Source organism: Neisseria sp. P0013.S005 (assembly GCF_051958425.1).
Classification (GTDB): domain Bacteria; phylum Pseudomonadota; class Gammaproteobacteria; order Burkholderiales; family Neisseriaceae; genus Neisseria; species Neisseria subflava.
The window spans coordinates 104,900-127,115 of sequence record NZ_JBQCVL010000002.1 but is presented as its reverse complement, the minus strand read 5'-3'; the positions used below and the strand labels follow the sequence as shown (position 1 = coordinate 127,115).

The 22,216-nt window shown below is 47.5% G+C and carries 25 protein-coding genes, 1 tRNA gene and 1 pseudogene; 12 read left to right on the top strand and 15 right to left on the bottom strand.

The window, feature by feature from the left end; translation table 11 throughout:
- The 3 genes from ACTHTA_RS02780 (at position 1) to ACTHTA_RS02770 (ending at position 1,873) form a co-directional block, all read left to right on the top strand.
- Positions 1-75, top strand: a tRNA-Gln gene (locus ACTHTA_RS02780).
- Positions 76-251: 176 nt separating this feature from the next.
- On the top strand, positions 252-1,235 hold the full coding sequence (locus tag ACTHTA_RS02775; RefSeq protein WP_101755247.1) for a ribose-phosphate pyrophosphokinase: 984 nt from the start codon (positions 252-254) through the stop codon (positions 1,233-1,235).
- A 65-nt stretch (positions 1,236-1,300) separates the two neighbouring features.
- The gene (locus ACTHTA_RS02770; protein ID WP_004519902.1) at positions 1,301-1,873 is read left to right on the top strand and encodes a 50S ribosomal protein L25/general stress protein Ctc; all 573 of its coding nucleotides are present in this window, start codon (positions 1,301-1,303) and stop codon (positions 1,871-1,873) included.
- A 108-nt stretch (positions 1,874-1,981) separates the two neighbouring features.
- On the opposite strand, the gene hscB is transcribed toward ACTHTA_RS02770, so the two are convergent.
- Positions 1,982-2,482 carry a Fe-S protein assembly co-chaperone HscB gene (gene hscB, locus ACTHTA_RS02765; protein ID WP_049329442.1) on the bottom strand — a complete coding sequence of 167 codons (501 nt, stop codon included), beginning with the start codon at positions 2,480-2,482 and terminating at the stop codon, positions 1,982-1,984.
- A 79-nt stretch (positions 2,483-2,561) separates the two neighbouring features.
- On the opposite strand from hscB, the pseudogene ACTHTA_RS02760 reads away from it, so the two are divergent.
- Positions 2,562-2,784: pseudogene (locus ACTHTA_RS02760) on the top strand (alternative ribosome-rescue factor A).
- Here ACTHTA_RS02760 and iscA read toward each other — a convergent pair.
- The 8 genes from iscA to iscR all read right to left on the bottom strand — a co-directional run bounded on the left by iscA (position 2,744) and on the right by iscR (position 7,417).
- A complete protein-coding gene (gene iscA / locus ACTHTA_RS02755; protein ID WP_063075834.1) occupies positions 2,744-3,064 on the bottom strand; it encodes an iron-sulfur cluster assembly protein IscA in 321 nt (106 codons plus the stop codon). The pseudogene ACTHTA_RS02760 and the gene iscA overlap by 41 nt on opposite strands.
- Before the next feature lie 65 nt (positions 3,065-3,129).
- Complete coding sequence (locus ACTHTA_RS02750) at positions 3,130-3,378, bottom strand: recombinase RecA (protein WP_308887456.1); 249 nt, start codon at positions 3,376-3,378, stop codon at positions 3,130-3,132.
- A gap of 258 nt (positions 3,379-3,636) precedes the next feature.
- A complete protein-coding gene (gene iscU / locus ACTHTA_RS02745) occupies positions 3,637-4,023 on the bottom strand; it encodes a Fe-S cluster assembly scaffold IscU (protein ID WP_003674559.1) in 387 nt (128 codons plus the stop codon).
- Positions 4,024-4,091: 68 nt separating this feature from the next.
- The gene (locus tag ACTHTA_RS02740) at positions 4,092-4,220 is read right to left on the bottom strand and encodes a hypothetical protein (RefSeq protein WP_308887457.1); all 129 of its coding nucleotides are present in this window, start codon (positions 4,218-4,220) and stop codon (positions 4,092-4,094) included.
- A 178-nt stretch (positions 4,221-4,398) separates the two neighbouring features.
- A complete protein-coding gene (locus tag ACTHTA_RS02735) occupies positions 4,399-4,854 on the bottom strand; it encodes a hypothetical protein (RefSeq protein WP_308887458.1) in 456 nt (151 codons plus the stop codon).
- Between the two features lie 95 nt (positions 4,855-4,949).
- Positions 4,950-5,639, bottom strand: a complete 690-nt coding sequence (locus ACTHTA_RS02730) for a hypothetical protein (protein ID WP_308887459.1) — start codon at positions 5,637-5,639, stop codon at positions 4,950-4,952.
- A gap of 65 nt (positions 5,640-5,704) precedes the next feature.
- A complete protein-coding gene (locus ACTHTA_RS02725; RefSeq protein WP_003764834.1) occupies positions 5,705-6,919 on the bottom strand; it encodes an IscS subfamily cysteine desulfurase in 1,215 nt (404 codons plus the stop codon).
- Between the two features lie 51 nt (positions 6,920-6,970).
- Entirely contained in the window at positions 6,971-7,417 is a 447-nt protein-coding gene (gene iscR / locus ACTHTA_RS02720; RefSeq protein WP_003680774.1) for a Fe-S cluster assembly transcriptional regulator IscR, read from the bottom strand.
- Positions 7,418-7,776: 359 nt separating this feature from the next.
- Here iscR and ACTHTA_RS02715 point away from each other — a divergent pair, with 359 nt between their 5' ends.
- The gene (locus ACTHTA_RS02715) at positions 7,777-8,949 is read left to right on the top strand and encodes an alpha-hydroxy acid oxidase (protein ID WP_250590057.1); all 1,173 of its coding nucleotides are present in this window, start codon (positions 7,777-7,779) and stop codon (positions 8,947-8,949) included.
- A 61-nt stretch (positions 8,950-9,010) separates the two neighbouring features.
- On the opposite strand, the gene dsbD is transcribed toward ACTHTA_RS02715, so the two are convergent.
- Positions 9,011-10,816: a protein-disulfide reductase DsbD gene (gene dsbD / locus ACTHTA_RS02710; RefSeq protein WP_308887461.1), complete on the bottom strand. Its 1,806-nt coding sequence runs from the start codon at positions 10,814-10,816 to the stop codon at positions 9,011-9,013.
- A gap of 217 nt (positions 10,817-11,033) precedes the next feature.
- Positions 11,034-11,807: a GTP cyclohydrolase FolE2 gene (gene folE2, locus ACTHTA_RS02705; protein ID WP_049329433.1), complete on the bottom strand. Its 774-nt coding sequence runs from the start codon at positions 11,805-11,807 to the stop codon at positions 11,034-11,036.
- Between the two features lie 178 nt (positions 11,808-11,985).
- Between folE2 and ACTHTA_RS02700 the strand changes: the two genes are divergently transcribed.
- The 4 genes from ACTHTA_RS02700 (at position 11,986) to ACTHTA_RS02685 (ending at position 15,630) form a co-directional block, all read left to right on the top strand.
- Positions 11,986-13,143, top strand: a complete 1,158-nt coding sequence (locus tag ACTHTA_RS02700) for a trans-sulfuration enzyme family protein (RefSeq protein ID WP_049351516.1) — start codon at positions 11,986-11,988, stop codon at positions 13,141-13,143.
- Between the two features lie 80 nt (positions 13,144-13,223).
- The gene (locus tag ACTHTA_RS02695; RefSeq protein WP_308887462.1) at positions 13,224-13,667 is read left to right on the top strand and encodes an META domain-containing protein; all 444 of its coding nucleotides are present in this window, start codon (positions 13,224-13,226) and stop codon (positions 13,665-13,667) included.
- A 98-nt stretch (positions 13,668-13,765) separates the two neighbouring features.
- A complete protein-coding gene (locus ACTHTA_RS02690) occupies positions 13,766-14,545 on the top strand; it encodes a ferredoxin--NADP reductase (protein WP_128582580.1) in 780 nt (259 codons plus the stop codon).
- 77 nt (positions 14,546-14,622) lie between these two features.
- Positions 14,623-15,630 (top strand): adenosine deaminase, encoded by a 1,008-nt coding sequence (locus ACTHTA_RS02685; protein ID WP_308887463.1) that lies wholly within the window; start codon positions 14,623-14,625, stop codon positions 15,628-15,630.
- Positions 15,631-15,679: 49 nt separating this feature from the next.
- Here ACTHTA_RS02685 and bioB read toward each other — a convergent pair whose 3' ends face one another.
- Positions 15,680-16,732, bottom strand: a complete 1,053-nt coding sequence (gene bioB, locus ACTHTA_RS02680) for a biotin synthase BioB (RefSeq protein WP_004519884.1) — start codon at positions 16,730-16,732, stop codon at positions 15,680-15,682.
- Positions 16,733-16,949: 217 nt separating this feature from the next.
- Here bioB and miaA point away from each other — a divergent pair, with 217 nt between their 5' ends.
- From miaA to hpnC, 3 genes are read left to right on the top strand one after another with little or no spacing between them, the layout of a single operon-like run.
- Entirely contained in the window at positions 16,950-17,891 is a 942-nt protein-coding gene (miaA, locus tag ACTHTA_RS02675; RefSeq protein WP_440364301.1) for a tRNA (adenosine(37)-N6)-dimethylallyltransferase MiaA, read from the top strand.
- Positions 17,892-17,894: 3 nt separating this feature from the next.
- Positions 17,895-18,617 (top strand): tRNA adenosine(34) deaminase TadA, encoded by a 723-nt coding sequence (tadA, locus tag ACTHTA_RS02670; RefSeq protein ID WP_308887465.1) that lies wholly within the window; start codon positions 17,895-17,897, stop codon positions 18,615-18,617.
- Between the two features lie 53 nt (positions 18,618-18,670).
- Complete coding sequence (hpnC, locus tag ACTHTA_RS02665) at positions 18,671-19,486, top strand: squalene synthase HpnC (RefSeq protein WP_308887466.1); 816 nt, start codon at positions 18,671-18,673, stop codon at positions 19,484-19,486.
- A 49-nt stretch (positions 19,487-19,535) separates the two neighbouring features.
- On the opposite strand, the gene htpX is transcribed toward hpnC, so the two are convergent.
- The 3 genes from htpX to ACTHTA_RS02650 all read right to left on the bottom strand — a co-directional run bounded on the left by htpX (position 19,536) and on the right by ACTHTA_RS02650 (position 22,205).
- Positions 19,536-20,375: a protease HtpX gene (gene htpX / locus ACTHTA_RS02660; protein WP_063067809.1), complete on the bottom strand. Its 840-nt coding sequence runs from the start codon at positions 20,373-20,375 to the stop codon at positions 19,536-19,538.
- Between the two features lie 192 nt (positions 20,376-20,567).
- Positions 20,568-21,476, bottom strand: coding sequence for an oxygen-dependent coproporphyrinogen oxidase (gene hemF, locus ACTHTA_RS02655; RefSeq protein ID WP_308887467.1), 909 nt, complete (start codon positions 21,474-21,476; stop codon positions 20,568-20,570).
- 195 nt (positions 21,477-21,671) lie between these two features.
- Positions 21,672-22,205, bottom strand: coding sequence for a C40 family peptidase (locus ACTHTA_RS02650; RefSeq protein WP_250590047.1), 534 nt, complete (start codon positions 22,203-22,205; stop codon positions 21,672-21,674).
- Positions 22,206-22,216 lie beyond the last annotated feature (11 nt).

Sequence of the window (22,216 nt, the reverse complement as noted above, 5' to 3'; positions counted from 1 at the left end):
GGGGAGTCGTCAAGCGGTTAAGACACTGGATTTTGATTCCAGCATGCGAAGGTTCGAATCCTTCCTCCCCAGCCAAATAAAAGCGTGTAAGTTTTCTTACACGCTTTTTTACGCTAAGAGCAAAATAACGCTGAAAAACTTCTTTTTACCCGTCTTTACGCGTATAATTGCATAATTAGTGTCTTAGACATGGGGCAAAGGGAAGCGTAATGTTTTCTGCGCGTAAATCAAATCTAGAATCAGGTGAAGATATGGCTGCTTATGACAGTTTAATGGTGTTTACCGGTAATGCAAATCCGGAATTGGCGCAACGTGTTGTCAAACATTTGGATATTTCACTCGGTGAAGCCACTGTTTCCAAATTCTCTGATGGCGAAGTAGCCATTGAATTGTTGGAAAATGTGCGTGGTCGCGATGTGTTTATTTTGCAACCTACCTGTGCGCCAACCAATGACAACCTGATGGAAATTTTGACTATGGCCGATGCACTCAAACGTGCTTCTGCCGGTCGTATTACTGCCGCGATTCCTTACTTTGGCTATGCGCGTCAAGATCGTCGTCCTCGCTCTGTTCGTGTACCGATTTCTGCTAAATTGGTAGCGAATATGTTGTACTCAGCAGGTATCGACCGCGTATTGACTGTTGACTTGCATGCCGATCAAATTCAAGGTTTCTTCGATATTCCGGTAGATAATATTTACGCTACCCCGATTTTATTGAACGATATTAAACAACAACGTATCGACAATCTGACTGTTGTCAGCCCTGATATCGGTGGTGTTGTACGTGCACGTGCTGTTGCTAAATCTTTAAATGCTGATTTGGCCATTATTGATAAACGTCGTCCTAAAGCCAACGTGGCTGAAGTGATGAATATTATTGGTGATATTCAAGGCCGTACTTGCTTAATCGTAGATGATATGATCGATACGGCAAACACCTTGTGTAAAGCGGCTGTTGCCCTGAAAGAGCGCGGTGCGGATCGTGTACTGGCATACGCCAGCCATGCAGTATTCTCCGGCGAAGCAGTGAATCGAATTGCTTCTTCCGAAATTGACCAAGTAGTTGTGACAGATACGATTCCGTTGTCTGAAGCAGCTAAAAAATGTGAACGCATCCGTCAAGTTACCATTGCCGGTTTGCTGGCTGAAACGGTACGCCGTATCAGCAATGAAGAATCCGTCTCATATCTTTTCAATGAGGATGTGATGACTGGCGGCATGTTGCTGCCATAACCCGATGTCGTCTTAAGCTGGTCGCGGCCGATGACGACGATTTTATCTAAATTGGAGTATTAAACATGACTTACGAAATTCAAGCCTCTGTTCGCGAAGCCCAAGGCACTGGTGCGAGCCGCCGCCTGCGTCGCGAAGGCCAAATCCCTGGCATTCTGTACGGTGAAGGTCAAGAGCCTGTTGCTATCGCTGTAGACCACAAAACTGTATTCTACGCATTGGAAAAAGAATCTTTCCATACTGCTTTGATTAAACTGTCTTTGAACGGTGAAACTAAAGACGTTATCGTGCGTGACTTCCAAATGCACCCATTCCGTCGCGAAGTTCAACACATCGACTTCCAAGCTGTAAAAGCTGATCAACCTGTACGCATCCGTGTTCCTCTGCACATTGTTAACGCTGAAAACTCTCAAGCTGTTAAATTGCAAGGTGGCCGCGTATCTCTGTTGAACACTTCTGTTGAAGTAGTTGCTTTGCCTGCAAACATTCCTGCTTTCTTGGAACTGGATTGTGCATCAGTAGTTGCCGGTGACATTCTGCACTTGTCAGACATCAAATTGCCAGAAGGTGTTGAAAGCGTTTCTCTGAAACGTAACGAAAACTTGGCTGTTGCTACTGTTACCGGTAAAAAACGCTAATCGGTAGTTAATATAAGAAAACCGTATCAGATAAATCTGATACGGTTTTTGTTTTACATATAAAATCATTTGCTATAAAACTTAGGCAAATGTAACAGCATATGTACTTTATAAGATTGAAGCAATTTCATTGCGAAGCTTATTAAGAAAGCGTCCATGCCGTACCCATTGTGCGGCTGATTCATAATCCTGTTGTTCAAATGCTTGTTGCAAATCTTGATATAGGTTGTTTTGTACTTCTTGGATTTCTTGATCCAGTGCTCGGATGGTATCATGGTTTTGTTCCATTTGAGCATCCATCAATGTTTCCCGCCATTCCATCTGCTGCATGAGGAATTCTGGTGAAAACGAAGTGTGTTCAGGTGCATCAGCATCGATATTTTGGCTTTTCAAGAGATAAGCAGCCCGATCAATAGGGCTTTTTAATGTGCGGTAGGCATCATTAATTGTAGAAGACATCATAACGGCTTGTTTCTGCTCAAAAGCTGAAGCAGAAGCAAATTTATCGGGATGAAAACGGGCTGCTAAAGCTCGATAGGTCTGTTCGAGTGCTTCGGTATCAATATTGAAAGATGGCTCAAGCTGGAAGAGGTTGAAGTATTGAGACATGATATTAAAGGAAAAAATCTAAAGAAGAGGATTATTTTACGATATAATCCGGAAACTGTTTATACGAAAGGAAAACAATATGACCGGTAAGGTGCAACACAATAAAGGCAAGATACGAGACAATGCCTTAAAAGCCTTAGTCAAATCTGATTTGTTCCGACACAAAGTAGAACGAAAAAGAAAAGGCAAGGGTAGCTATAATAGGCAAGAAGCCAAAAAATGGCGGGATGGTTTTGATACTTTCCCGCCATTTTTTATATTTTAAACGTGGAAACTCTCGCCACAGCCGCAGGAGTCTTTAACGTTTGGGTTTTCAAATTTGAAACCTTCCTGCAAACCTTCTTTAGTGTAATCGACTTGCGTGCCGTCTAGATAAACCAAGCTTTTCGGGTCGATATAAACGCGCGCGCCGTGTTCTTCAAAAATCAGGTCATCCTCGTTCACTTCATCGACAAATTCAAGATTGTATGCCATGCCCGAGCAGCCACTGGTTTTCACACCCAAGCGCACACCCAAGCCTTTACCGCGTTTGGTCAGGTAGCCGTTGATGTGTTTGGCTGCGTTTTCTGTGATGGTAATCATGCTTTTTTCCTCATTTCGCAATCATTTTCTGTTTTGCCTGTTTTTTATTTCAGACGGCATCTTGATTATAAGGCCGTCTGAAAACGCTGTTTTGCCCACTCTATTGCGGCGGCAATGGCGGCTTTTGCCTGCGGACTGTTTTTCCAACAGGTTGAGCCGGTCAATTGTGCGCCCTGTTCCAAAATATCGTCCAAATCTGCCACTGTCAGCTTGGCAATATCATCTAACCCCATTTGCTGCAAACGCTGCAATATGGTCTTGCCTATGCCTTTGACAGCAAGTAGGGATTGGACTTCTTCATCAGTAAAAGGCATATCGTCTTCTTTAATTTTGCAGGCATAACAACTAAATATAAGCTGTGGCTTATTGCCCTCTCCCTAACCCTCTCCCGCGGGGAGAGGGGATAGATTGGTAGTGGTCCCAAACTTGGTAGCAACTTTAAAACGATTAAGTTTCTGCATACTTGGTTTTGTCCCACAAAAGAAGAAAAGAATAAACCACCAGATTTGCTTTTCTCGAAGACTTACCAGGAATCTTGGGAGTACCTGCTGACAAAGGTTCGCTGAATCCAGTTATTTATTTTCCTGACGTTTGCGATAGTCGGCAACGGCTGCTTTTACTGCATCTTCAGCTAAAATGGAACAGTGGATTTTAACTGGAGGTAATTCCAATTCTTCAGCGATTTCGCTGTTTTTAATTGCCAGTGCGTCATCCAAGCTTTTTCCTTTGACCCACTCTGTAATCAGGCTGGAAGAAGCGATGGCAGAACCGCAACCGTAAGTTTTGAATTTCGCGTCTTCAATGATGCCTTCGTCGTTTACTTTGATTTGCAGACGCATTACGTCACCGCAGGCTGGTGCGCCGACCATGCCGGTACCGACAGATTCGTCGTTTTTGTCGAAAGTACCGACGTTGCGGGGGTTTTCGTAGTGGTCGATAACTTTATCGCTGTATGCCATGATGTGGTTTCCTTTGTGTTTTTAGTGGTGTAAATGGTTTGTTTACGAATATTCAGACGGCCTGAAGTTTAGATTTTACACGCACCGCCTTCGCAGCCGTCGTCGTTTTCTGAATCGACGCCGCCTTCCACGGTAACGTCGTCAAAATCTTCAAGCAGGTTGTCGAGATTATCCAAATCTAAATCTTGTTCGTTCATGGTTTTATATCCTTGATTTTAATGTGGTGGCTTTTAGGTCGTCTGAAAAGGTCTTTGGGATTTTCAGACGACCTTTTTATTTATAGGTAGGTTGGGTTATTAAACCCAACATTTCGAGCAGATTGATAGGCTTTTTGGGTTTTCAACCCAACCTACACTTGCTAGGTAAGTTTTTTGATTATTTATAATTTGCACTTAATTCCAAATTATGTGCAGATTGCAGCAACATTAAAGCTTCCCTTGCTTTATTTGAAATAATAACATTAGACAAATTGGCACACTTTTCATAAAATTTAGCATCATGTCTTGTTATATATTTAGTTTTAGTATCTTCAGGGAAAAAATTAATTTCTTCTTGAATATAATTAGCAAAAATATTTGATAAACTTCCATACATATCAGGTATAAATTCAGCTAGTGTAAGATAAACATCACTAACACTAATTCCCGTTACATTACTAATAGACATAAAAAACAACTCAATATTATCTATGGATTGCATAATCCAAAAGTTAGGTTCCTCATCATCACTATCATTTTTATAAAGCTGAATATATAACTCATTAGTCGGTTCATCATATCCCCAAACACTTCTATCCTCAAAACCAGGAATATCTGCAATACATGGCAACATAAAAAATCCTTTCTTAATTAATTTTATACAAACAGCACTAGATAGGTTGGGTTGATAGGCTTGTTAGCTTTTCAATCCAATCTATATTTACTTACTTATTTTCCATTTTTCGCTCTATTCCACTCGCCTTTTAAATAAGTTCTCATTTTATTCCTAAAAGGCTCAACCCCTTTGTAATAGAAAGTATTTGCATCAAAATCATGTTTTTCCTTAATTTCTATCCCTACTTTACTCACATCCACTTTAAATTTTTTAACCTCATTTTTTAAATTATGAATGGATTCAATAATTTCTTTGTTAGAAACGGTATTCAAACTATCTGATTTGGTACCATTTTCAAAATAAAGTAAAATTAGATTATATTCATAAAGCAAGTTATGCCATTTCTCTTCTAATTCTTTATGTTCATCTGTACTAATTTTTGAGCCCTTACCTTGCTCATATTTCTCTTCATATAATGGACGTATTATTCTTCTACATTCATAAGCAGTGCTGATATATCTTGCTGCTAAATCTCTAACAGCTTGTATCCACTCTATCCTAGCCTTAGCAGTTATATTAGCATCAATAGTTTTTTGATTAGTAAAAAACTGTATAACCACAGAAAACAATGCTATTAATGCTGCAATACTAGCCCATTGAAAATTTCTTTTATCATCAAAAAATATTTGGGCATTAAAAAATTTGAATATATAAGGACATAATAATAATGCGATTATTATGCGCTCTAATTTCAACTTTTTATCTTCACAAAAAAAATTTTTTAACCAATATAAATTGACCATTTTGTAATATTTCTAACTATCTGAAACGCAAACAAACTGTCCGCGTTTCATTTTGCTCAATTCAATCAATGCGCCGCCCATTCAATCGAGTTCAAATCAATCCCGTCTTTGAACATTTCCCACAGCGGTGACAGTTCGCGCAGTTTGCCGATTTTGGATTTGATCAGTTCGGCGGCGAATTGCACTTCTTCTTCGGTGGTCATGCGGCCGAAGGTGATGCGCAGGGATGAGTGTGCCAGTTCGTCGTTGCGGCCGAGCGCGCGCAGGACGTAGCTTGGCTCAAGGCTGGCAGAAGTACAGGCGGAGCCGCTGGATACGGCGAGTTCCTTTACCGCCATAATCAGGCTTTCGCCTTCGACGAAGTTGAAGCTGACGTTCAGGTTGTTCGGGGCGCGGTGTTCGAGGTCGCCGTTGATATAGACTTCTTCGATGCCTTCGATGCCTTTGAGGAAGATGTCGCGCAGTTTGCGGTAGTGCGCCATGTCTTGTTCAAGCTCTTCTTTGGCGATGCGGAAGGCTTCGCCCATGCCGACGATTTGATGGGTCGGCAGGGTGCCGCTGCGGAAACCGCGTTCGTGGCCGCCGCCGTGCATTTGGGCTTCGAGGCGGACGCGGGGTTTGCGGCGTACGTACAGCGCGCCGATGCCTTTGGGTCCGTACACTTTGTGGCCGGACATGGACAGCAGGTCGATTTTGGCGGCTTCTACGTCCACAGGCACTTTGCCGCAGGCTTGGGCGGCATCGACGTGGAAGATGATTTTGCGTTCGCGGCAGATTTCGCCGATGGCGGGAATGTCTTGCACTACGCCGATTTCGTTGTTCACCCACATTACGGAAATCAAAATGGTGTCGTCGCGGATGGCGGCTTTGAGTTCTTCCAAATCAATCAGGCCGTTTTCTTGTACGCCGAGGTAGGTTACTTCGAAACCTTGGCGTTCGAGTTCACGCATGGTGTCGAGTACGGCTTTGTGTTCGGTTTTGACGGTAATGAGGTGTTTGCCTTTGGTTTTGTAGAAGTTTGCCGCGCCTTTGATGGCGAGGTTGTCGGACTCGGTCGCGCCGCTGGTAAAGATGATTTCTTTGGGGTCGGCGTTAATCAGGGCGGCGATGTCGGCGCGGGCTTTTTCGACGGCTTCTTCTGCTTCCCAGCCGAATGCGTGGCTGTTGGAAGCGGGGTTACCGAAGGTTTCGGTCAGATAGGGAATCATTTTTTCGGCAACGCGTTTGTCAACGGGGGTGGTGGCGGCGTAGTCGAGATAAACGGGGGTTTTGACGGTCATGGTTTGCTCTTTCGTTTGGTCATCTGCCTGCGGTCTTTGCCGCAAGTCGGTTTAATGAATGTGTGTAAAGGTAACGACATGACTGCTGTCGCTGCAGTTTTTTTGTTCAATGATGCTTTGCAGCGTAACGCCGCTGAGGTAATCATTGATGGTTTTGTTTAAGTTTTCCCAAAGGTCATGGGTCAGGCAGGGGGCGCCGTGGTTGCAGTTTGCTTTGCTGCCGCACTGCGTGGCATCCAGTCGGTCTTCGGCTGCGGAGATGATTTGTGCAATATTGATTTGCTCGGCGGGAGCGGCAAGGATATAGCCTCCGCCGGGGCCGCGTAGGCTTTCAACCAATCCGGCACGGCGCAGTTTGCTGAATAATTGTTCGAGGTAGGAAAGCGATATGCTTTGTCGTTCGCTGATGGCACTGAGTTTGACAGCGCCGGTTTGCGCGTTCATCGCCAAATCTATCATGGCGGTTACTGCAAATCGCCCTTTGGTAGTCAGTCTCATGGTGTGGTTGCCTGTGTGTGGCGTTTTTATTAGTGGGGGGATTGTCTAATATCTGAGTGTTTCAGTCAAGTATGTGGCGGCTCGGTTTGATTGTTTGTTTAAATGGTGGCATTGGCTGATTTTTAAATCGGAAAATATTTTCTTTATTTTTCTGCAATTTGAATTTGAGGCCGTCTGAAAAAAGGCTATCAACCCTACAAATTTCAAGGTTAAAATGTTTTGATTTAATATTGATACTGATATAGATTATCAAAATTATTCTTAAAATTTAGTTGTTTTGATGGAGTAAAATAATGAGGTGTTTGAAATGTTCAGACGGCCTTGAATCATCCATCTTACCTTAACAGAGGCAATCGACCATGAAATCTGATTTAAGCAAAATAACCTGTATCGAAGACTTGCGCCTTGTCGCCAAACGTAAAATGCCGCGTATGTTTTATGACTATATTGACTCAGGCTCTTGGACGGAAACCACTTATCGTGAAAATACTTCGGATTTTAAAGACATCCGTTTCCGTCAAAAAGTATTGGTTAATATGGAAGGACGCAGCCTTGAGACCAAAATGATCGGGCAGGATGTGAAAATGCCGGTGGCGATTGCACCGACCGGTTTCACGGGCATGGCGCACGCCGACGGTGAAATCTTGGCGGCGCGGGCGGCGGAAAAATTCGGTATCCCGTTTACGCTTTCAACCATGTCCATTTGTTCGATTGAAGATGTGGCTGAAAACACCAGCTCGCCATTTTGGTTTCAGCTTTATGTGATGCGCGACCGCGAGTTTATGGAAAACCTGATTAAGCGTGCAAAAGATGCCAATTGTTCGGCTTTGGTATTGACTGCCGATTTGCAGGTTTTGGGTCAGCGCCACAAAGACATTAAAAACGGCCTGTCTGCACCACCGAAACCGACCATTGCCAATTTGATCAATTTGGCGACCAAACCGGAATGGTGCATGAAAATGCTGAATACGGAACGCCGCACCTTCCGCAATATCGTCGGTCATGCGAAAAACGTTGGTGATTTGTCTTCGCTGTCTTCATGGACTTCCGAACAATTCGACCCGCGCCTGAGCTGGGACGATGTAGCACGCATTAAAGATTTGTGGGGCGGCAAGCTGATTATCAAAGGTATTATGGAACCTGAAGATGCGGAAAAGGCAGCGAAAAGTGGCGCGGACGCATTGGTCGTTTCCAATCATGGCGGTCGTCAGCTTGACGATACTGTGTCTGCCATTAAGGCTTTGCCTGATGTGGTCAGCGCGGTGGGCAGCGACATCGAGGTTTGGATGGATAGCGGTATCCGCAGCGGTCAGGATATTTTGAAGGCTTGGGCTTTGGGTGCGAAAGGTACGATGATAGGCCGGGCGTTTCTGTATGGTTTGGGTGCGTATGGCGAAGAAGGCGTAACTCGTGCGCTGGAAATCCTGTATAAAGAAATGGATATTTCCATGGCGTTTACCGGTCATCGCAATATTCAAGATGTGGATTCCAGCATTTTGCGTTCTACGCGTTGGCATCAAGATGAATTTTAATTTTTAAACATAAGAAAAGGCCGTCTGAAAATCTGTTTTCAGACGGCCTTTTTATAGACGGCTATTTCTCGTTTTTGCGATACCATTCAATGAATGCATCGGGTTTGACAAAGCCTAATAAGGCTTCGCTATGACTACCGTCGGCGCGGACAACAAACACGCCCGGAGGACCGAAGAGGCCGTATTCTTTCAGTAAGGCCTGATGGTCGGGAGTGTTGACGGTTACGTCGATTTGGAAGAAGCGCTGCATATCGACTGCTTCGTGTACCTGCGGCTGGTTGAGCGTGTAGGCGGCCATTTCTTTGCAGGATACGCACCAGTCGGCGTAGAAATCAATCAGCACGGGCTTGCTTGGGTCGACTTTCAAAGCGGCATCCATAGCGGCTTTGAGTTCGCCGACATCGGTAAACATCTTGCCGTGGTCGGTTTCTTGTCCGGCTTCGGATGGAGGAACCAGCGTTAAGAAGTGGTGCAGGGCGGTGGTTTGTTTATTAAAGCTTTGCCAGCCAAACCATGAGCCGCCAATCAGCAGTAAAAAGCCCAATACGGCGGCAACTGTTTTCAGACGGCCTTTTTGTTTGCCGGATTTCGCCAAAAGCATAAGGGCGGGAACAATCATCAGCAAGGTGTAGAGGCCGACTACTGCGAAATAAGGCAGATGCGGGGTGGCAAGATATACGGCAACGGCCAGTAAAATAAAGCCGAATGCGTATTTGATGCCGTTCATCCAGTCGCCTGCTTTAGGCAGGATATGGCCGCCGAATGTGCCGATGATGATGAGCGGCACGCCGGTGCCGAGTGCTAATACATAAAGTGCAAGGCCACCCAATACGGCATCGCCGGTCTGGCCGATATAGCCCAGAGCAAATGCCAGCGGAGGCGCAACGCAAGGGCCGACAATCAGGGCGGACAAAATACCCATGATGAAGACGGAAATGATTTTACCGCCGGAGAGTTTGTTGCTTTGGTTTTGGAAATAGGATTGGACGGAGTTGGGCAGCTGGATATTGAAGAGGCCGAACATGGACATAGCCAGTACCACCATCAACGCTGCGGCGGCAAGTACGACCCACGGCTGTTGCAGCCATACGGTCAACAGCGCGCCGGTCAAACCAGCAATCACGCCGACCAAGGTATAGGTCAATGCCAAGCCTTGTACATACACCATAGACAAGGTGAACGCGCGGCCTTTGCCGGCTTTTTTATCGCCTACGACAATGCTGGAAACAATCGGCAGGAGCGGATACATACAGGCGGTAAAGCTTAAGCCCAAACCTGCGACAAAAAACGCCAACAGGTTGGCGTTTAAAGTATCCCAAGAGAGCTTGAAGCGGCTGCTGTCGGGATTGTTTGTACTGGGTTGCGTGGGCATTTGGCCGTCTGAAGAGGCGGACGGTTGCAAAAAGCGGTCTTTGGCAGAAACCGGCTCGTCGCTTTGCGGCTGGTAAACCCCGTTGCCTTTTACGTCAAACTCGGTGTCCACAGGCGGATAACACACACCCACTTCGGCACAGCCTTGATAAGTCAGCGTCAGTTTGTATTGCGGCGCGGCTTGTTTGTAAGGCAGGTCAACCTGCGCGGTATGGTGGTAAACCGTTTGTTTGCCGAAGAATTCGTCTTCTTTTTCTTCGCCTTTGCTGAATTTGGGTTCGGCCAAGACTTTGTCAGGATTGGTCGCTGCAACGATTTTGGACTGGTACATATAGTAGCCGTCAGCGATTTTGAACTGCACGCTGATGCCTTGATCGGTTACATTGACTTGAGGTACAAAGGCTTGCTCTGGAGGCAGCAAATCATTGGCATCTACTGCGAATGCGAAGCTGCTCAAGCCTAAAAATGCAATGAGGAAATAAAGGAATTTTTTCATAGTATCTACGGAGATGCCGTTGAGGAACCGTCATTATAAATGATGGACAAAACAAGCGGCTTAATTTATGTTAAATATTGCGAGAGAAATCTAATGCTTTTGAATTATATCGAAATAGGGTTGCCCATATATGACCGATAGTCTCATGTTATCGTTCAATCTATGCAAAGGCCGTCTGAAACTTTCAGACGGCCTTTGTTTCTATTCGGCTCGACTTTTAAGGATAAGCGATATAAGCGTAAGCGGAATGGTTGTGTATCGATTCGAAGTTTTCGCTTTCAACAACAAACGATTCAATGCGTTTGTCGGCAATCAGCGCAGTGGCTACATCGCGAACCATATCTTCGACAAACTTCGGATTTTCGTATGCTTTTTCCGTTACATACTTCTCGTCAGGGCGTTTGAGCAAACCGTAGAGCTGGCAGCTTGCTTGCGCTTCGACGTAATCGATAATTTCTTCAATGCCTACATCCGCGTTTGCTATCAGGCTGACGGTTACATGCGAACGTTGGTTGTGCGCGCCGTATTGGGAAATTTCTTTGGAACACGGACACAATGAAGTAACCGGAACCATTACTTTCAAACTGTGGCTGTATGTACCGTTTTTGATTTCGCCGGTCAGGGTGACATCATAGTCAAGCAACGATTGGATGCCGGAGACAGGCGCACTTTTCTTGCGGAAAAATGGGAAGGAAACGCTGATTTTGCCGGAATGCGAATCCAACAGGGCAACCATATCGGCGGTCAGCTTGTGCAGCGTATCGAAATCCAAAGCATCGGTTTGTTTTTCCATCAGAGCGACAAAGCGCGACATATGCGTGCCTTTTTGGTCGGCAGGCAGGAAAACCGTCATGGTCAGGCGGGCGACGGTGGATTGTTCGCCTTCTTTGCTTTTGAGGGAGATTGGAAAGCGCAGGTCTTTGATGCCGACCTGATTAATCGGCAGGTTGCGTAAATCGCGGCTGGATTGCACGTCTGCAATGGCGTTCATGCGTGGTATGTCCTTCATGATAGGATTGTTGAGATGCGTGTGGAGGGAATCGGCTCGTGTCGGCCGATTTGCAAATGCGAGATTATATCACTTGCTTTATCCGCCTGCATTGATTGTTTCTATTTTTCAGATAGTGATAAAATCTTCGATTATTCACATCTACATAGGCAGAGACCAAATGAAATTCGCCACGAAAGCCATTCATTCCAGCTACGATTGCGACGAACACAACCGTGCGCTGATGCCGCCGATTTATCAAAACAGTATGTTCGCGTTGCACGAGATTGGCGAAAATGTGCCTTACCGCTACTCGCGCCTGAGCAACCCAACCCGTCAGGTATTGGAAGATACCGTTGCCGATTTGGAGCACGGTGCGGCCGGCTTTGCCTTTTCCAGCGGTATGGCGGGGATTGATGCCGTATGGCGTACTTTCCTGTGCCCGGGCGATACCATTGTTGCCGTCGCCGATATTTACGGCGGTGCTTATGATTTATTGGTTGATGTTTATCAAAAATGGGGTGTGAACGTTGTTTTTGCCGATTTGGGCAATCCGGATAATCTGGACGAGCTGCTCAAAGCGCACAATGTCAAATTGGTTTGGCTGGAAACGCCGTCCAATCCGCTTTTGAGATTGGTAGACATTAAAGCGCTTGCCGCGAAAGCCAAAGCAGCCGGTGCGCTGGTCGGCATCGACAACACCTTTGCCACGCCGTATCTGCAACAGCCGTTGGATATGGGTTGTGATTTTGTGTTCCATTCCGCTACCAAATATTTGTGCGGCCATTCCGACGTATTGATGGGCGTAGTCGTTGCCAAAACCAAAGAGCTGGCGCAGCCTTTGCATGACATGATGGTGCATACCGGCGCGATTGCAGGCCCGATGGATTGCTGGCTGGTGTTGCGTGGTATCAAAACGCTGGCTCTGCGCATGAACGCCCATTGCCAAAACGCACTCGAAATCGCGCGCCGTTTGGAAGCCCATCCTGCCATTGAAAAAGTGTTCTATCCCGGCCTGCCGTCGCACGAACATTACGAACTCGCCCAAGCACAAATGCCCAAAGGCATCGGCGGCGTGGTGACGGTTTATCTCAAAAACGACACGCGTGAAGCAGCCAATGGCGTGATTAAAAACATGAAACTGGTCAAAATGGCCTCCAGCCTCGGCGGCGTGGAAAGTCTGGTCAACCATTGCTATTCCCAATCCCACAGCGGCGTGCCGCATGATGTGAAAATGGAAATGGGCATCAAAGTCGGCTTGCTGCGTTTCTCGGTTGGAATCGAAGATGTGGACGATATTTGGAACGATATTTCCAAAGCATTGGATACAACTTTGTAAATAAGGCTTAAAGGTCGTCTGAAGATGAATGGTTTTTCAGACTGCCTTTAGCAATACATAAGGATACATAAGGAATAGATATGAAAACATTATTCGGCGCATTAATGAGTATGGTAGTTTTGGCAGCTTGTACATCTCCTTCAGCATCTCAGCCTGAACAAGCCTCTAAAGCGCAGGTGCAAACTCAACAAACTGCGCAACCTACTTTAGCCGCCAAATGGCGTGTTGTCGCTTTCAATAAATTCACTGAAAAAGAATTGGCGGATAAAAACGCCTATTTGGATTTCAGCAAAATGCCTAAGGCTCATGGCAATATGGGTTGCAACGATATGATGTTTCAAGCGAATGTAATCGGAGCGGGCAAAATTGATTTTGGCCATATTGCGGTAAGCATGATGCTGTGTGAAGACATGAAGCTGGAAGATGCGTTTTTGCGCAAACAAAGCGTGTGGAACTATCGTTTTGACGGTAACGATTTGATTTTGGAACAAAAAGGCATCAGTATCCGTTTGCGCCGTGAATAATCTTAAAGGCCGTCTGAAAATAAATATTTCAGACGGCCTTTTGAATCTTTATAATAAGCCCTATTTGAAACTAATACCGCATATCAAGGAAACCTATTATGGCAGCTTCTCCAGAAGCCAAGTTTACCGAAGAAAAAGTCTTGTGGATCAAACACCATACGCCCAAGTTAATGACTTTTGCCATCAGCCGCCCTGAATCCTACCGCTTCTCGGCAGGGCAGTTTTCCCGTCTCGGCTTCCGCGACGGCGAAGGCTTTATCTGGCGCGCGTATTCTGTCGTGTCTGCCGAATACGCCGATACGCTTGAGTATTTCGCGGTGTTAATCGAAGGCGGCCCGATGTCGGCGCGTTTTGCCGCGATGAAAGAGGGCGATACTATTTTGCTGGATAAAACGGCTACCGGTTTCCTCTTGCCCGAGCGTTTCCCCGACGGAAAAGATTTGGTCATGCTCTGCACGGGTTCCGGCATTGCGCCTTTCCTCTCCATTATTGAGCAGCCTGAAATCTGGCAGCGTTTCGACCGTTTGGTTTTGGCGCATTCCGTTTCTTACGCCGACGAGTTGATTTTCAACCAACGCCTTGCCGATTTGAAAGGGCATCCGCTGATTGAAGAATATTTCCATAAATTCACTTTTGTTCCGGTTACCACGCGTGAGGAAACAGAAGGCGCATTGAGCGGCAAACGGATTCCCGAATTGCTGAAGAATGGCGGCTTGGAAGAGAAAGTCGGCTTCAAGTTCACCAAGGCAGATACGCGCTTTATGGTTTGCGGCAATCCGGCAATGGTCAAAGACACTTTCCAAGCCCTAATGGATTTGGGCTACGCCATGCACCGCAACCGCATCCCCGGCGAAATCATGATGGAAAATGGTTTTTAACAGATAAATGGTCAAAGGCCGTCTGAAAGTTTCAGACGGCCTTCAATATTAAATATAAACCGAAAATCAGAGAAAATATGAATATTAAACAATTTATCCAAGCCTTGCCCAAAGCCGAGCTGCACGTCCATATCGAAGGGACGTTCGAGCCGGAGCTGATGTTTGAAATCGCCAAGCGCAACCACATAGCGATTCCTTATGAGAATGTCGATGCGGTACGGCAGGCTTATGATTTTCACAATCTGCAGTCGTTTTTGGATATTTATTATGCCGGTGCCGGCGTCTTGCTGCACGAGGCGGATTTTTACGATTTGACCCGCGCGTATCTTGAGCGTTGCCGCGAAGACAATGTCGTGCATACGGAAATATTTTTCGATCCGCAAACCCATACTGCGCGGGGCGTGGCGTTTGAAACCGTGATTAACGGCATTGTCCGCGCCTGTCGTGAAGCCGGGCAGCAATGGGGCATAAGTACGCGTTTGATTATGTGTTTCCTGCGGCATTTGTCGGAAGAAAGCGCATTTGAAACCTTAAATCAGGCTTTGCCTTATAAAGAACACATCATCGGTGTAGGCTTGGATTCGAGCGAACTGGGACATCCTCCCTCCAAGTTTGAACGTGTGTTTGCTCAGGCGCGGGCGGAGGGTTTGCTGACGGTGGCGCATGCCGGAGAGGAAGGACCGCCGGAATATGTTTACGAGGCTTTGGACTTGCTGCATGTCCGCCGTATCGATCATGGCGTACGGGCGGAAGAAGATGGGGCCTTGATGGCACGTTTGATTAAAGAGCAAATGCCGTTAACCGTTTGTCCGTTGAGCAATTTGAAATTAAAAGTATTTCCGGCGATGGCAAAACACAATTTACGCCGTATGTTGCAACGCGGCGTGTTGGTAACTGTCAATTCCGATGATCCGGCATATTTCGGCGGCTATATGAACCGCAATTTTGAAGCGCTTGCCGAGGCTTTGGATTTGAGTGCGGAAGAAATCAAAACCTTGTGCGCCAATTCGTTCCGCGCTTCGTTTTTGAGCGAGGCGGAAAAGGAAGAATGGATACGGAAGATTGAAAGTTTTGATGTTGAATAACGATAAAAGGCCGTCTGAAAAAGTTTCAGACGGCCTTTTATGATGGCGGTTAATAGTCGACTTTGATTTTAGGCGTTTCCTGCGCGGCTTTGTATTCTTCTTCCAATTCAAAGCGAAGCGGATACAAATTCAATTTTTCCATCAGCAGGCGGTCGCCGTCTTCGTCCGGATTGCCCGTAGTCAGTAGCTTGTCGCCGTAGAAAATCGAGTTTGCGCCAGCCATGAAACACATGGCCTGCATGGATTCCGGCATATTGCTGCGGCCTGCGGACAGGCGGACGTAGCTGTGCGGCATAGTAATCCGTGCCACAGCGATGGTGCGGACAAATTCCGTCCAGTCCAAATCTTCGGCATCGGCCAGCGGCGTGCCTTCTACTTTAACCAACTGGTTGATCGGCACACTTTCAGGCTGCGGGTCGAGGTTGGCAAGGCTGGCAATCAGGCCTGCGCGTTCGGCGCGGGTTTCGTTCATGCCGACGATGCCGCCGCAGCAGACTTTCAAACCGGCATTGCGGACTTTGCCCAAAGTATCCATGCGGTCTTCGTGTTTTCGCGTGTGAATGATGTCGTTGTAGCGTTCGGGGTCGGTGTCGAGGTTGTGGTTGTAGTAGTCCAAACCGGCTTTTTTAAAGTCTTCAGCCATGCCGTCCTCGAGCATGCCGAAGGTGCCGCACACTTCCATGCCCAAGCCTTTCACCGCGCTGATGATTTCGGAAACAACAGCTACGTCTTTAGGTTTGGGGCCGCGCCATGCCGCGCCCATGCAGAAACGGCTGGCGCCGCGAGATTGGGCAATTTTGGCTTTTTCGACGATTTCGTCCACATCCATCATTTGCTCTTTGCCCAGATTGGTGTTGTGGTGTGCCGATTGCGGGCAGTAGGCGCAGTCTTCGGGGCAACCGCCGGTTTTGATGGAGAGCAGGGTGGAGAGTTGGATTTCGCGCGGGTTGAAGTTTTGGCGGTGGATTTCGGCGGCTTGGAAAACGAGGTCGAGGAAAGGCAGTCCAAACAAAGCCTCGACATCGCATTTTTTCCAATAACGCGCAGTCGGATGCGGCTTGCGCTCGGTTTGACGGCGCAAGGCTACGGGAGATACGGTCATAGTGTGTTCTTTCGTGTTTACAGCGACGCAGTGTCGCTGACGGCTTGACTGTCGGCGCAATGACGGCAGCAGCAGGTTTGAAATCAATATAAAAGGCCGTCTGAAACGGCGCAGCAAGTGTAACGCTTTTGATAATGTAGAGCAAATGTTTCAGACGGCCTGAAATATGGTTTGCCCGGGTTTGCTATAATCGCATTTTTAATTTTTCCGTTTTCTTATGAACGCGCCCAAAGCCTTCGCCGTACTCGGCCCGACCGCCGGCGGTAAAACCGCACTGGCCTTAAATATTGCCCAATCGTTGCCGGTGGAAATCATTAGTTTGGATTCCGCGCTGGTGTATCGCGGCATGGACATCGGTACGGCCAAACCGACTGCCGAAGAGCTTGCCGCCGTACCGCATCATTTGATTGATATTATCTCGCCGCTGGAAAGTTACAGCGCGGCGGATTTTGTCGGCGATTGCGTGCGCTTGGTGAACGAAATACATGTGCGCGGTCGCTATCCGCTGATTGTCGGCGGTACGATGATGTATTTCCACGCGCTGACGGAAGGTTTGAACGATTTACCCAGTGCGGATGCGGCGGTGCGCGCACAGCTTCAGGCGGAAAAAAACGAACATGGTCTGGCAGGCCTGTATCGCCGTTTGCAGGAAGTTGACCCGATGACGGCAGGCCGTCTGAAAGCCAATGACAGCCAGCGTATTGAACGCGCTTTGGAAGTTTACCTTCTGACCGGCAAGCCTTTGAGCGAACATTTCACGGAACAGAAGCAGGCTGCGCCTTTATTGGATTTATGCACGGTTGCCCTGATTCCCGAAGACCGCCATTTGTTACACCAGCAAATCGAAAAACGCTTTTTAAATATGTTGGAACACGGTTTCCTCGATGAAATGCACGCCTTACGCCGTGATTATCCGCAACTGCATGCGGATATGCCGTCTATGCGCTGCGTGGGCTACCGTCAGGCTTGGGATTATCTCGAAGGCGAAACCGATTATGACACCTTTGTCGAAAAAGGCATTGTTGCCACGCGCCAGCTTGCCAAACGCCAGTTGGCCTGGTTGCGGAAAATTCCTTTGGCACACACGCTAGACCCTTACGCAGACAACGATTATGTTCAGACGGCCTTAGCCTTGGCGCGTCGGCATTTTCAGGAATAATCCATGCTGACTACGCCACCACTTGCGCCTAAGACGTTGGTCGCATTAAAAGAATTGGGTATTTACACACTGGAAGATTTGCAAAAAATCGGCACAGTCCGCGCGTTTCTATTGCTGAAAGCGTCGGGTTTGACCGTAACCAAAAGCACCTTGTGGCAATTGGATGCGTTGGTTTCAGGTGTGGATGTCCGGCATATTTCCGAGGAGAGAAAGACGGAGCTGGGCGAAGCATTAAAAAACCATCCGCCTGTTGCCGTTTTTCCTTCGCAAAACGATATGGAAGCCTTTATGCGGCTGGCAATAGAACAGGCCAGACAATCGGCGGCATTGGGCGAAGTGCCCGTTGGCGCGGTCATCGTATATCAAGGCAAGGCAATCGCAGCGGCACACAATACCTGCATTGGCGACCACAATGTCAGCCACCATGCCGAAATCAACGCGCTTGCTGCCGCAGGTAAGGCCTTGCAAAACTACCGTTTGGAAGATTGCGACGTGTACATCACATTAGAGCCTTGCTCTATGTGCGCATCTGCCTTGATACAGGCGCGGGTCGGGCGCGTGATTTATGGTGCGGCCGAAGCCAAAACCGGCGCGGCAGGCAGTGTGGTCGATTTGTTTGCCGACAAACGTCTGAACAAGCATACCGCAATTTTGGGCGGCATATTGGCAGAAGAATGCCAAAGCGTATTGCAGGATTTCTTTGCGGCCAAACGTAAGGCCGTCTGAATTTCAGACGGCCTGTCAGCAAAAACATTTTATTTTAAATTTTCGGATTTCCCATGTCAGTCAATCATTACGAAAACTTCCCTGTCGGCTCCATTGTGCTGCCACGCCGTTTGCGCAAGCCGGTTCACGCCGTTTACGCTTTTGCACGGACGGCGGACGATATTGCCGACGAAGGCAATGCCGAAGCAGCCGAACGCCTGCGCCAACTGGACGAGCTGAAGGCAGAGTTAGACCGCATTGCACAAGGCGGGAAATCGCAAACGGCTTTAATGCAGCGTTTGTACAACGAAGCGATTGAGCCGTTTCAATTACCGTTGCAGCCGTTTTATGATTTGCTGGCGGCGTTTAGTCAGGATGTGGTCAAAACCCGTTACGAAAACTTTGGCGAATTGATTGCCTATTGCCGCTTGTCCGCCAATCCGGTGGGGCGCATTATGCTGCATTTGTACGGGCAAACTGATGAAGTGAGCATGGCGCAAAGCGACGGCATTTGCACTGCCTTGCAGCTGATTAATTTCTGGCAGGACGTGGCGGTAGATTGGCAGAAAGGGCGCGTGTACATCCCTCAAGAAGATTTGCAGAAGTTCAAAGTCAGCGAAGAGCAGATTGCGGCCGGCAAAGCCGACTTTGCTTTTCAACGACTGATGGCGCATGAGTGTCAACGTGCTTTTCAAATGCTGAAGGCAGGCTCGCCGTTGGGCAAAACCCTCAAAGGACGAATCGGTTTTGAGCTGCGCATGATTATTGTCGGCGGCCAGTTGATTTTGCAGAAGTTGGGCGGTTGCAAATATGACGTGTTTAACCAGCGGCCGCTGTTGGATAAGAAAGACTGGATGATTATCATCAAGCGTGCTTTGATGAAGAAATAAAAAAAAGGCCGTCTGAAATGGATGTTTCAGACGGCCTTGATGTTTTTGATTAGCGGTTTTTCAAACGGCTGATGCGGTTGTCCAAAGAAGGATGGGTGCTGAACCAAGAATCTTTTGCTTCGCTGGCAATGCCCATTGCGGTCATGGTTTGCGGCAGGTCGCTGGGGTTGCCTTTTAAGCGTTGCAGGGCAGCAATCATTTTCGGAGCGCCCACCAGTTTTGCAGCGCCCGCATCGGCGCGGTATTCGCGTTGGCGGCTGAACCACATCACAATAATGCTGGCAAGGAAGCCGAATACGATCTGCAATACCATGCTGACCATGAAATATGTACCTTGCGAAGTGCTGCCGTCATTGTTGCGCGCCACCATGCTGGAAACGATACGCGCCAAGAAGACGACAAAAGTATTCACAATGCCTTGAATCAGCGTCAGCGTTACCATATCACCGTTGCCGACGTGCGCCATTTCATGCGCCAAAACGGCTTCGACTTCATCGCGGGTCATGTGGTCGAGCAGGCCGGTGCTGACAGCGACGAGCGAGCTGTTTTTGGTCGCGCCGGTTGCGAAAGCGTTAGGCTCGGGAGAGTTGTAAATCGCTACTTCCGGCGTTTTCAGATTCCATTGGCGGGCTTGCGCTTCAACAGTTGCCAACAGCCAAGCTTCTTCTTCGCTTTGGGGCTGGTCTATGACGACGGCGCCGACCGAATGTTTGGCGATGGTTTTCGACATCAGCAGGGAGACAATCGAGCCGCTGAAGCCGACGACTGCGGAGTAAGCCAACAGGCTGCCGACTTGGTCGGTACTGTTGATGCCCAAGATGGCCAAAATAACACGGATGACAACCAGAACTGCGATATTGGTTGCGATAAATAAGAAAATGCGTTTCACCGATTATTCCTTTTTAGTGTGGTTTGTGAGGTGATTTTTATATGGGCGCATTGTCTCAAAAACTCTATAGAGATGAAACAGCGCAATAGGCAAAGGTATGCAAATTCAAAGCAATTGAAGCAAAAGCCGTATGAAAAAGCAGTATTTATGATTAAAAACAGCCTTTCAGACGGCCTGTATTGCAAACAGATATTATTTTCCGAATTCTTTCAGCCAGTCTCGCGCTACTAAAAATTGATTTAATGCGGTTTCTGGAGAACCTTCCTCCGGCGCATATTGATACTCGAAGCGTACCAAAGGCGGCATGGACATCAAAATGCTTTCCGTACGGCCGCCGCTTTGCAGGCCGAACAGCGTACCTCTGTCCCAAACCAAGTTAAATTCCACATAGCGTCCGCGACGGTAGAGTTGGAAATCGCGTTCACGTTCTCCGTAAGGCGTATTTTTGCGTTTGGCCACAATCGGCAGATACGCTGCGATATAGCCTTCCCCGACTGCCTTGATAAAATTCAAGCAGGTATCGAAATCCCAGCGGTTTAAATCGTCAAAAAACAGGCCGCCCACACCGCGTGTTTCATTACGGTGTTTCAAATAGAAATATTCGTCACACCATTGTTTGAATTCAGGATAAACCGATTCGCCAAATGGCGCGCATACGTCCCGCGCCACTGTGTGCCAATGCACGATATCTTCTTCAAAAGGATAAAACGGCGTCAAATCAAAGCCGCCGCCAAACCACCAAACCAGCTCGGCATTTTCAGGATAGGCAATAAAAAAGCGCACATTGGCATGGCTGGTCGGGACATAAGGATTTTTCGGATGAATGACCAGCGACACGCCCATGGCTTCAAACGCCGCGCCTGCCAATTCCGGACGATGGGCCGTAGCAGAAGCCGGCATTTGGGTTCCCTTTACATGCGATAAATTCACACCTGCCTGCTCGAATACTGCGCCGTTTTTCAATACGCAGGTTTCGCCGATGCCCAGTTTCCCCGTCCATGCTTCATGCACAAATTTGGCTTCGCCATCTTCTTGCTCCAGCGCGGCGCAGATTTGGTTTTGCAGGGTTTTGAGGAGGGTTTGGACGGATTTTGTGTGCATGATATATCCTTGATGGTTTCGTACTTGCAAAATGACGGGGAAAAAATGATTTAAGCTTTTGAAACTAAGTGTTATCTTTCTATTGCTTTGTTATGGGTAAATTTTGCATGGGCCTATCTTGCAATCAAGCTCCACTCATCAGCAATAGATTGAAAGATATCGATGATATTCCGATACCTTTCAGACGGCCTTGATTTATTCAGTAAAAAAAGTATGTGCGCCCAAATAGTTTTTGGCGTAAAACGGGGTGGAAAGTTTTTCGGTTTTGATGGTTTTACCGCTGCTGGGGGCGTGGATAAATTCGCCGTTGCCGATGTAGAGGCCGACATGGGAATATTTGTGTGCGCCGCCGGTGTTGAAAAAGACAAGATCGCCGGCTCTTAATTTGCCGTCGGGAATTTTTCGGCTGGCAGCGGCCATATCGCGCGCAGTGCGTGGCAGATTGACGTTGAGGGCGTTTTTATAGACGAATTGGATCATGCCGCTGCAGTCAAAGCCTGTGGATGTGGTGCTGCCGCCCCATTTGTAGGGTGTGCCGATCAGGCCTAGGCTGTGAAGCATCAATTCCTGCGAACCTTGGGTGCGGTCGATATGGGAAATGCGGACAGGTTGGACTTTTCTGGCGGTTGTTTGCGGCTTGTGGGATTTGTGTTTGCCGGTAGTGCCGCAGGAGGCCAACAATAGGCTGGCGGTACAAACAAATAGGGTTTTGCAGATGAGTCGAGACATGGTAAATTCCT

Excerpts from the sequence above, each read along its gene's own strand:
- ACTHTA_RS02775 (WP_101755247.1), top strand. The coding sequence starts at position 252 with ATGGCTGCTTATGACAGTTTAATGGTGTTTACCGGTAATGCAAATCCG.
- ACTHTA_RS02770 (WP_004519902.1), top strand. The coding sequence starts at position 1,301 with ATGACTTACGAAATTCAAGCCTCTGTTCGCGAAGCCCAAGGCACTGGT.
- hscB (WP_049329442.1), bottom strand. The coding sequence starts at position 2,482 with ATGTCTCAATACTTCAACCTCTTCCAGCTTGAGCCATCTTTCAATATT.
- iscA (WP_063075834.1), bottom strand. The coding sequence starts at position 3,064 with ATGATTACCATCACAGAAAACGCAGCCAAACACATCAACGGCTACCTG.
- ACTHTA_RS02750 (WP_308887456.1), bottom strand. The coding sequence starts at position 3,378 with ATGCCTTTTACTGATGAAGAAGTCCAATCCCTACTTGCTGTCAAAGGC.
- iscU (WP_003674559.1), bottom strand. The coding sequence starts at position 4,023 with ATGGCATACAGCGATAAAGTTATCGACCACTACGAAAACCCCCGCAAC.
- ACTHTA_RS02740 (WP_308887457.1), bottom strand. The coding sequence starts at position 4,220 with ATGAACGAACAAGATTTAGATTTGGATAATCTCGACAACCTGCTTGAA.
- ACTHTA_RS02735 (WP_308887458.1), bottom strand. The coding sequence starts at position 4,854 with ATGTTGCCATGTATTGCAGATATTCCTGGTTTTGAGGATAGAAGTGTT.
- ACTHTA_RS02730 (WP_308887459.1), bottom strand. The coding sequence starts at position 5,639 with ATGGTCAATTTATATTGGTTAAAAAATTTTTTTTGTGAAGATAAAAAG.
- ACTHTA_RS02725 (WP_003764834.1), bottom strand. The coding sequence starts at position 6,919 with ATGACCGTCAAAACCCCCGTTTATCTCGACTACGCCGCCACCACCCCC.
- iscR (WP_003680774.1), bottom strand. The coding sequence starts at position 7,417 with ATGAGACTGACTACCAAAGGGCGATTTGCAGTAACCGCCATGATAGAT.
- ACTHTA_RS02715 (WP_250590057.1), top strand. The coding sequence starts at position 7,777 with ATGAAATCTGATTTAAGCAAAATAACCTGTATCGAAGACTTGCGCCTT.
- dsbD (WP_308887461.1), bottom strand. The coding sequence starts at position 10,816 with ATGAAAAAATTCCTTTATTTCCTCATTGCATTTTTAGGCTTGAGCAGC.
- folE2 (WP_049329433.1), bottom strand. The coding sequence starts at position 11,807 with ATGAACGCCATTGCAGACGTGCAATCCAGCCGCGATTTACGCAACCTG.
- ACTHTA_RS02700 (WP_049351516.1), top strand. The coding sequence starts at position 11,986 with ATGAAATTCGCCACGAAAGCCATTCATTCCAGCTACGATTGCGACGAA.
- ACTHTA_RS02695 (WP_308887462.1), top strand. The coding sequence starts at position 13,224 with ATGAAAACATTATTCGGCGCATTAATGAGTATGGTAGTTTTGGCAGCT.
- ACTHTA_RS02690 (WP_128582580.1), top strand. The coding sequence starts at position 13,766 with ATGGCAGCTTCTCCAGAAGCCAAGTTTACCGAAGAAAAAGTCTTGTGG.
- ACTHTA_RS02685 (WP_308887463.1), top strand. The coding sequence starts at position 14,623 with ATGAATATTAAACAATTTATCCAAGCCTTGCCCAAAGCCGAGCTGCAC.
- bioB (WP_004519884.1), bottom strand. The coding sequence starts at position 16,732 with ATGACCGTATCTCCCGTAGCCTTGCGCCGTCAAACCGAGCGCAAGCCG.
- miaA (WP_440364301.1), top strand. The coding sequence starts at position 16,950 with ATGAACGCGCCCAAAGCCTTCGCCGTACTCGGCCCGACCGCCGGCGGT.
- tadA (WP_308887465.1), top strand. The coding sequence starts at position 17,895 with ATGCTGACTACGCCACCACTTGCGCCTAAGACGTTGGTCGCATTAAAA.
- hpnC (WP_308887466.1), top strand. The coding sequence starts at position 18,671 with ATGTCAGTCAATCATTACGAAAACTTCCCTGTCGGCTCCATTGTGCTG.
- hemF (WP_308887467.1), bottom strand. The coding sequence starts at position 21,476 with ATGCACACAAAATCCGTCCAAACCCTCCTCAAAACCCTGCAAAACCAA.
- ACTHTA_RS02650 (WP_250590047.1), bottom strand. The coding sequence starts at position 22,205 with ATGTCTCGACTCATCTGCAAAACCCTATTTGTTTGTACCGCCAGCCTA.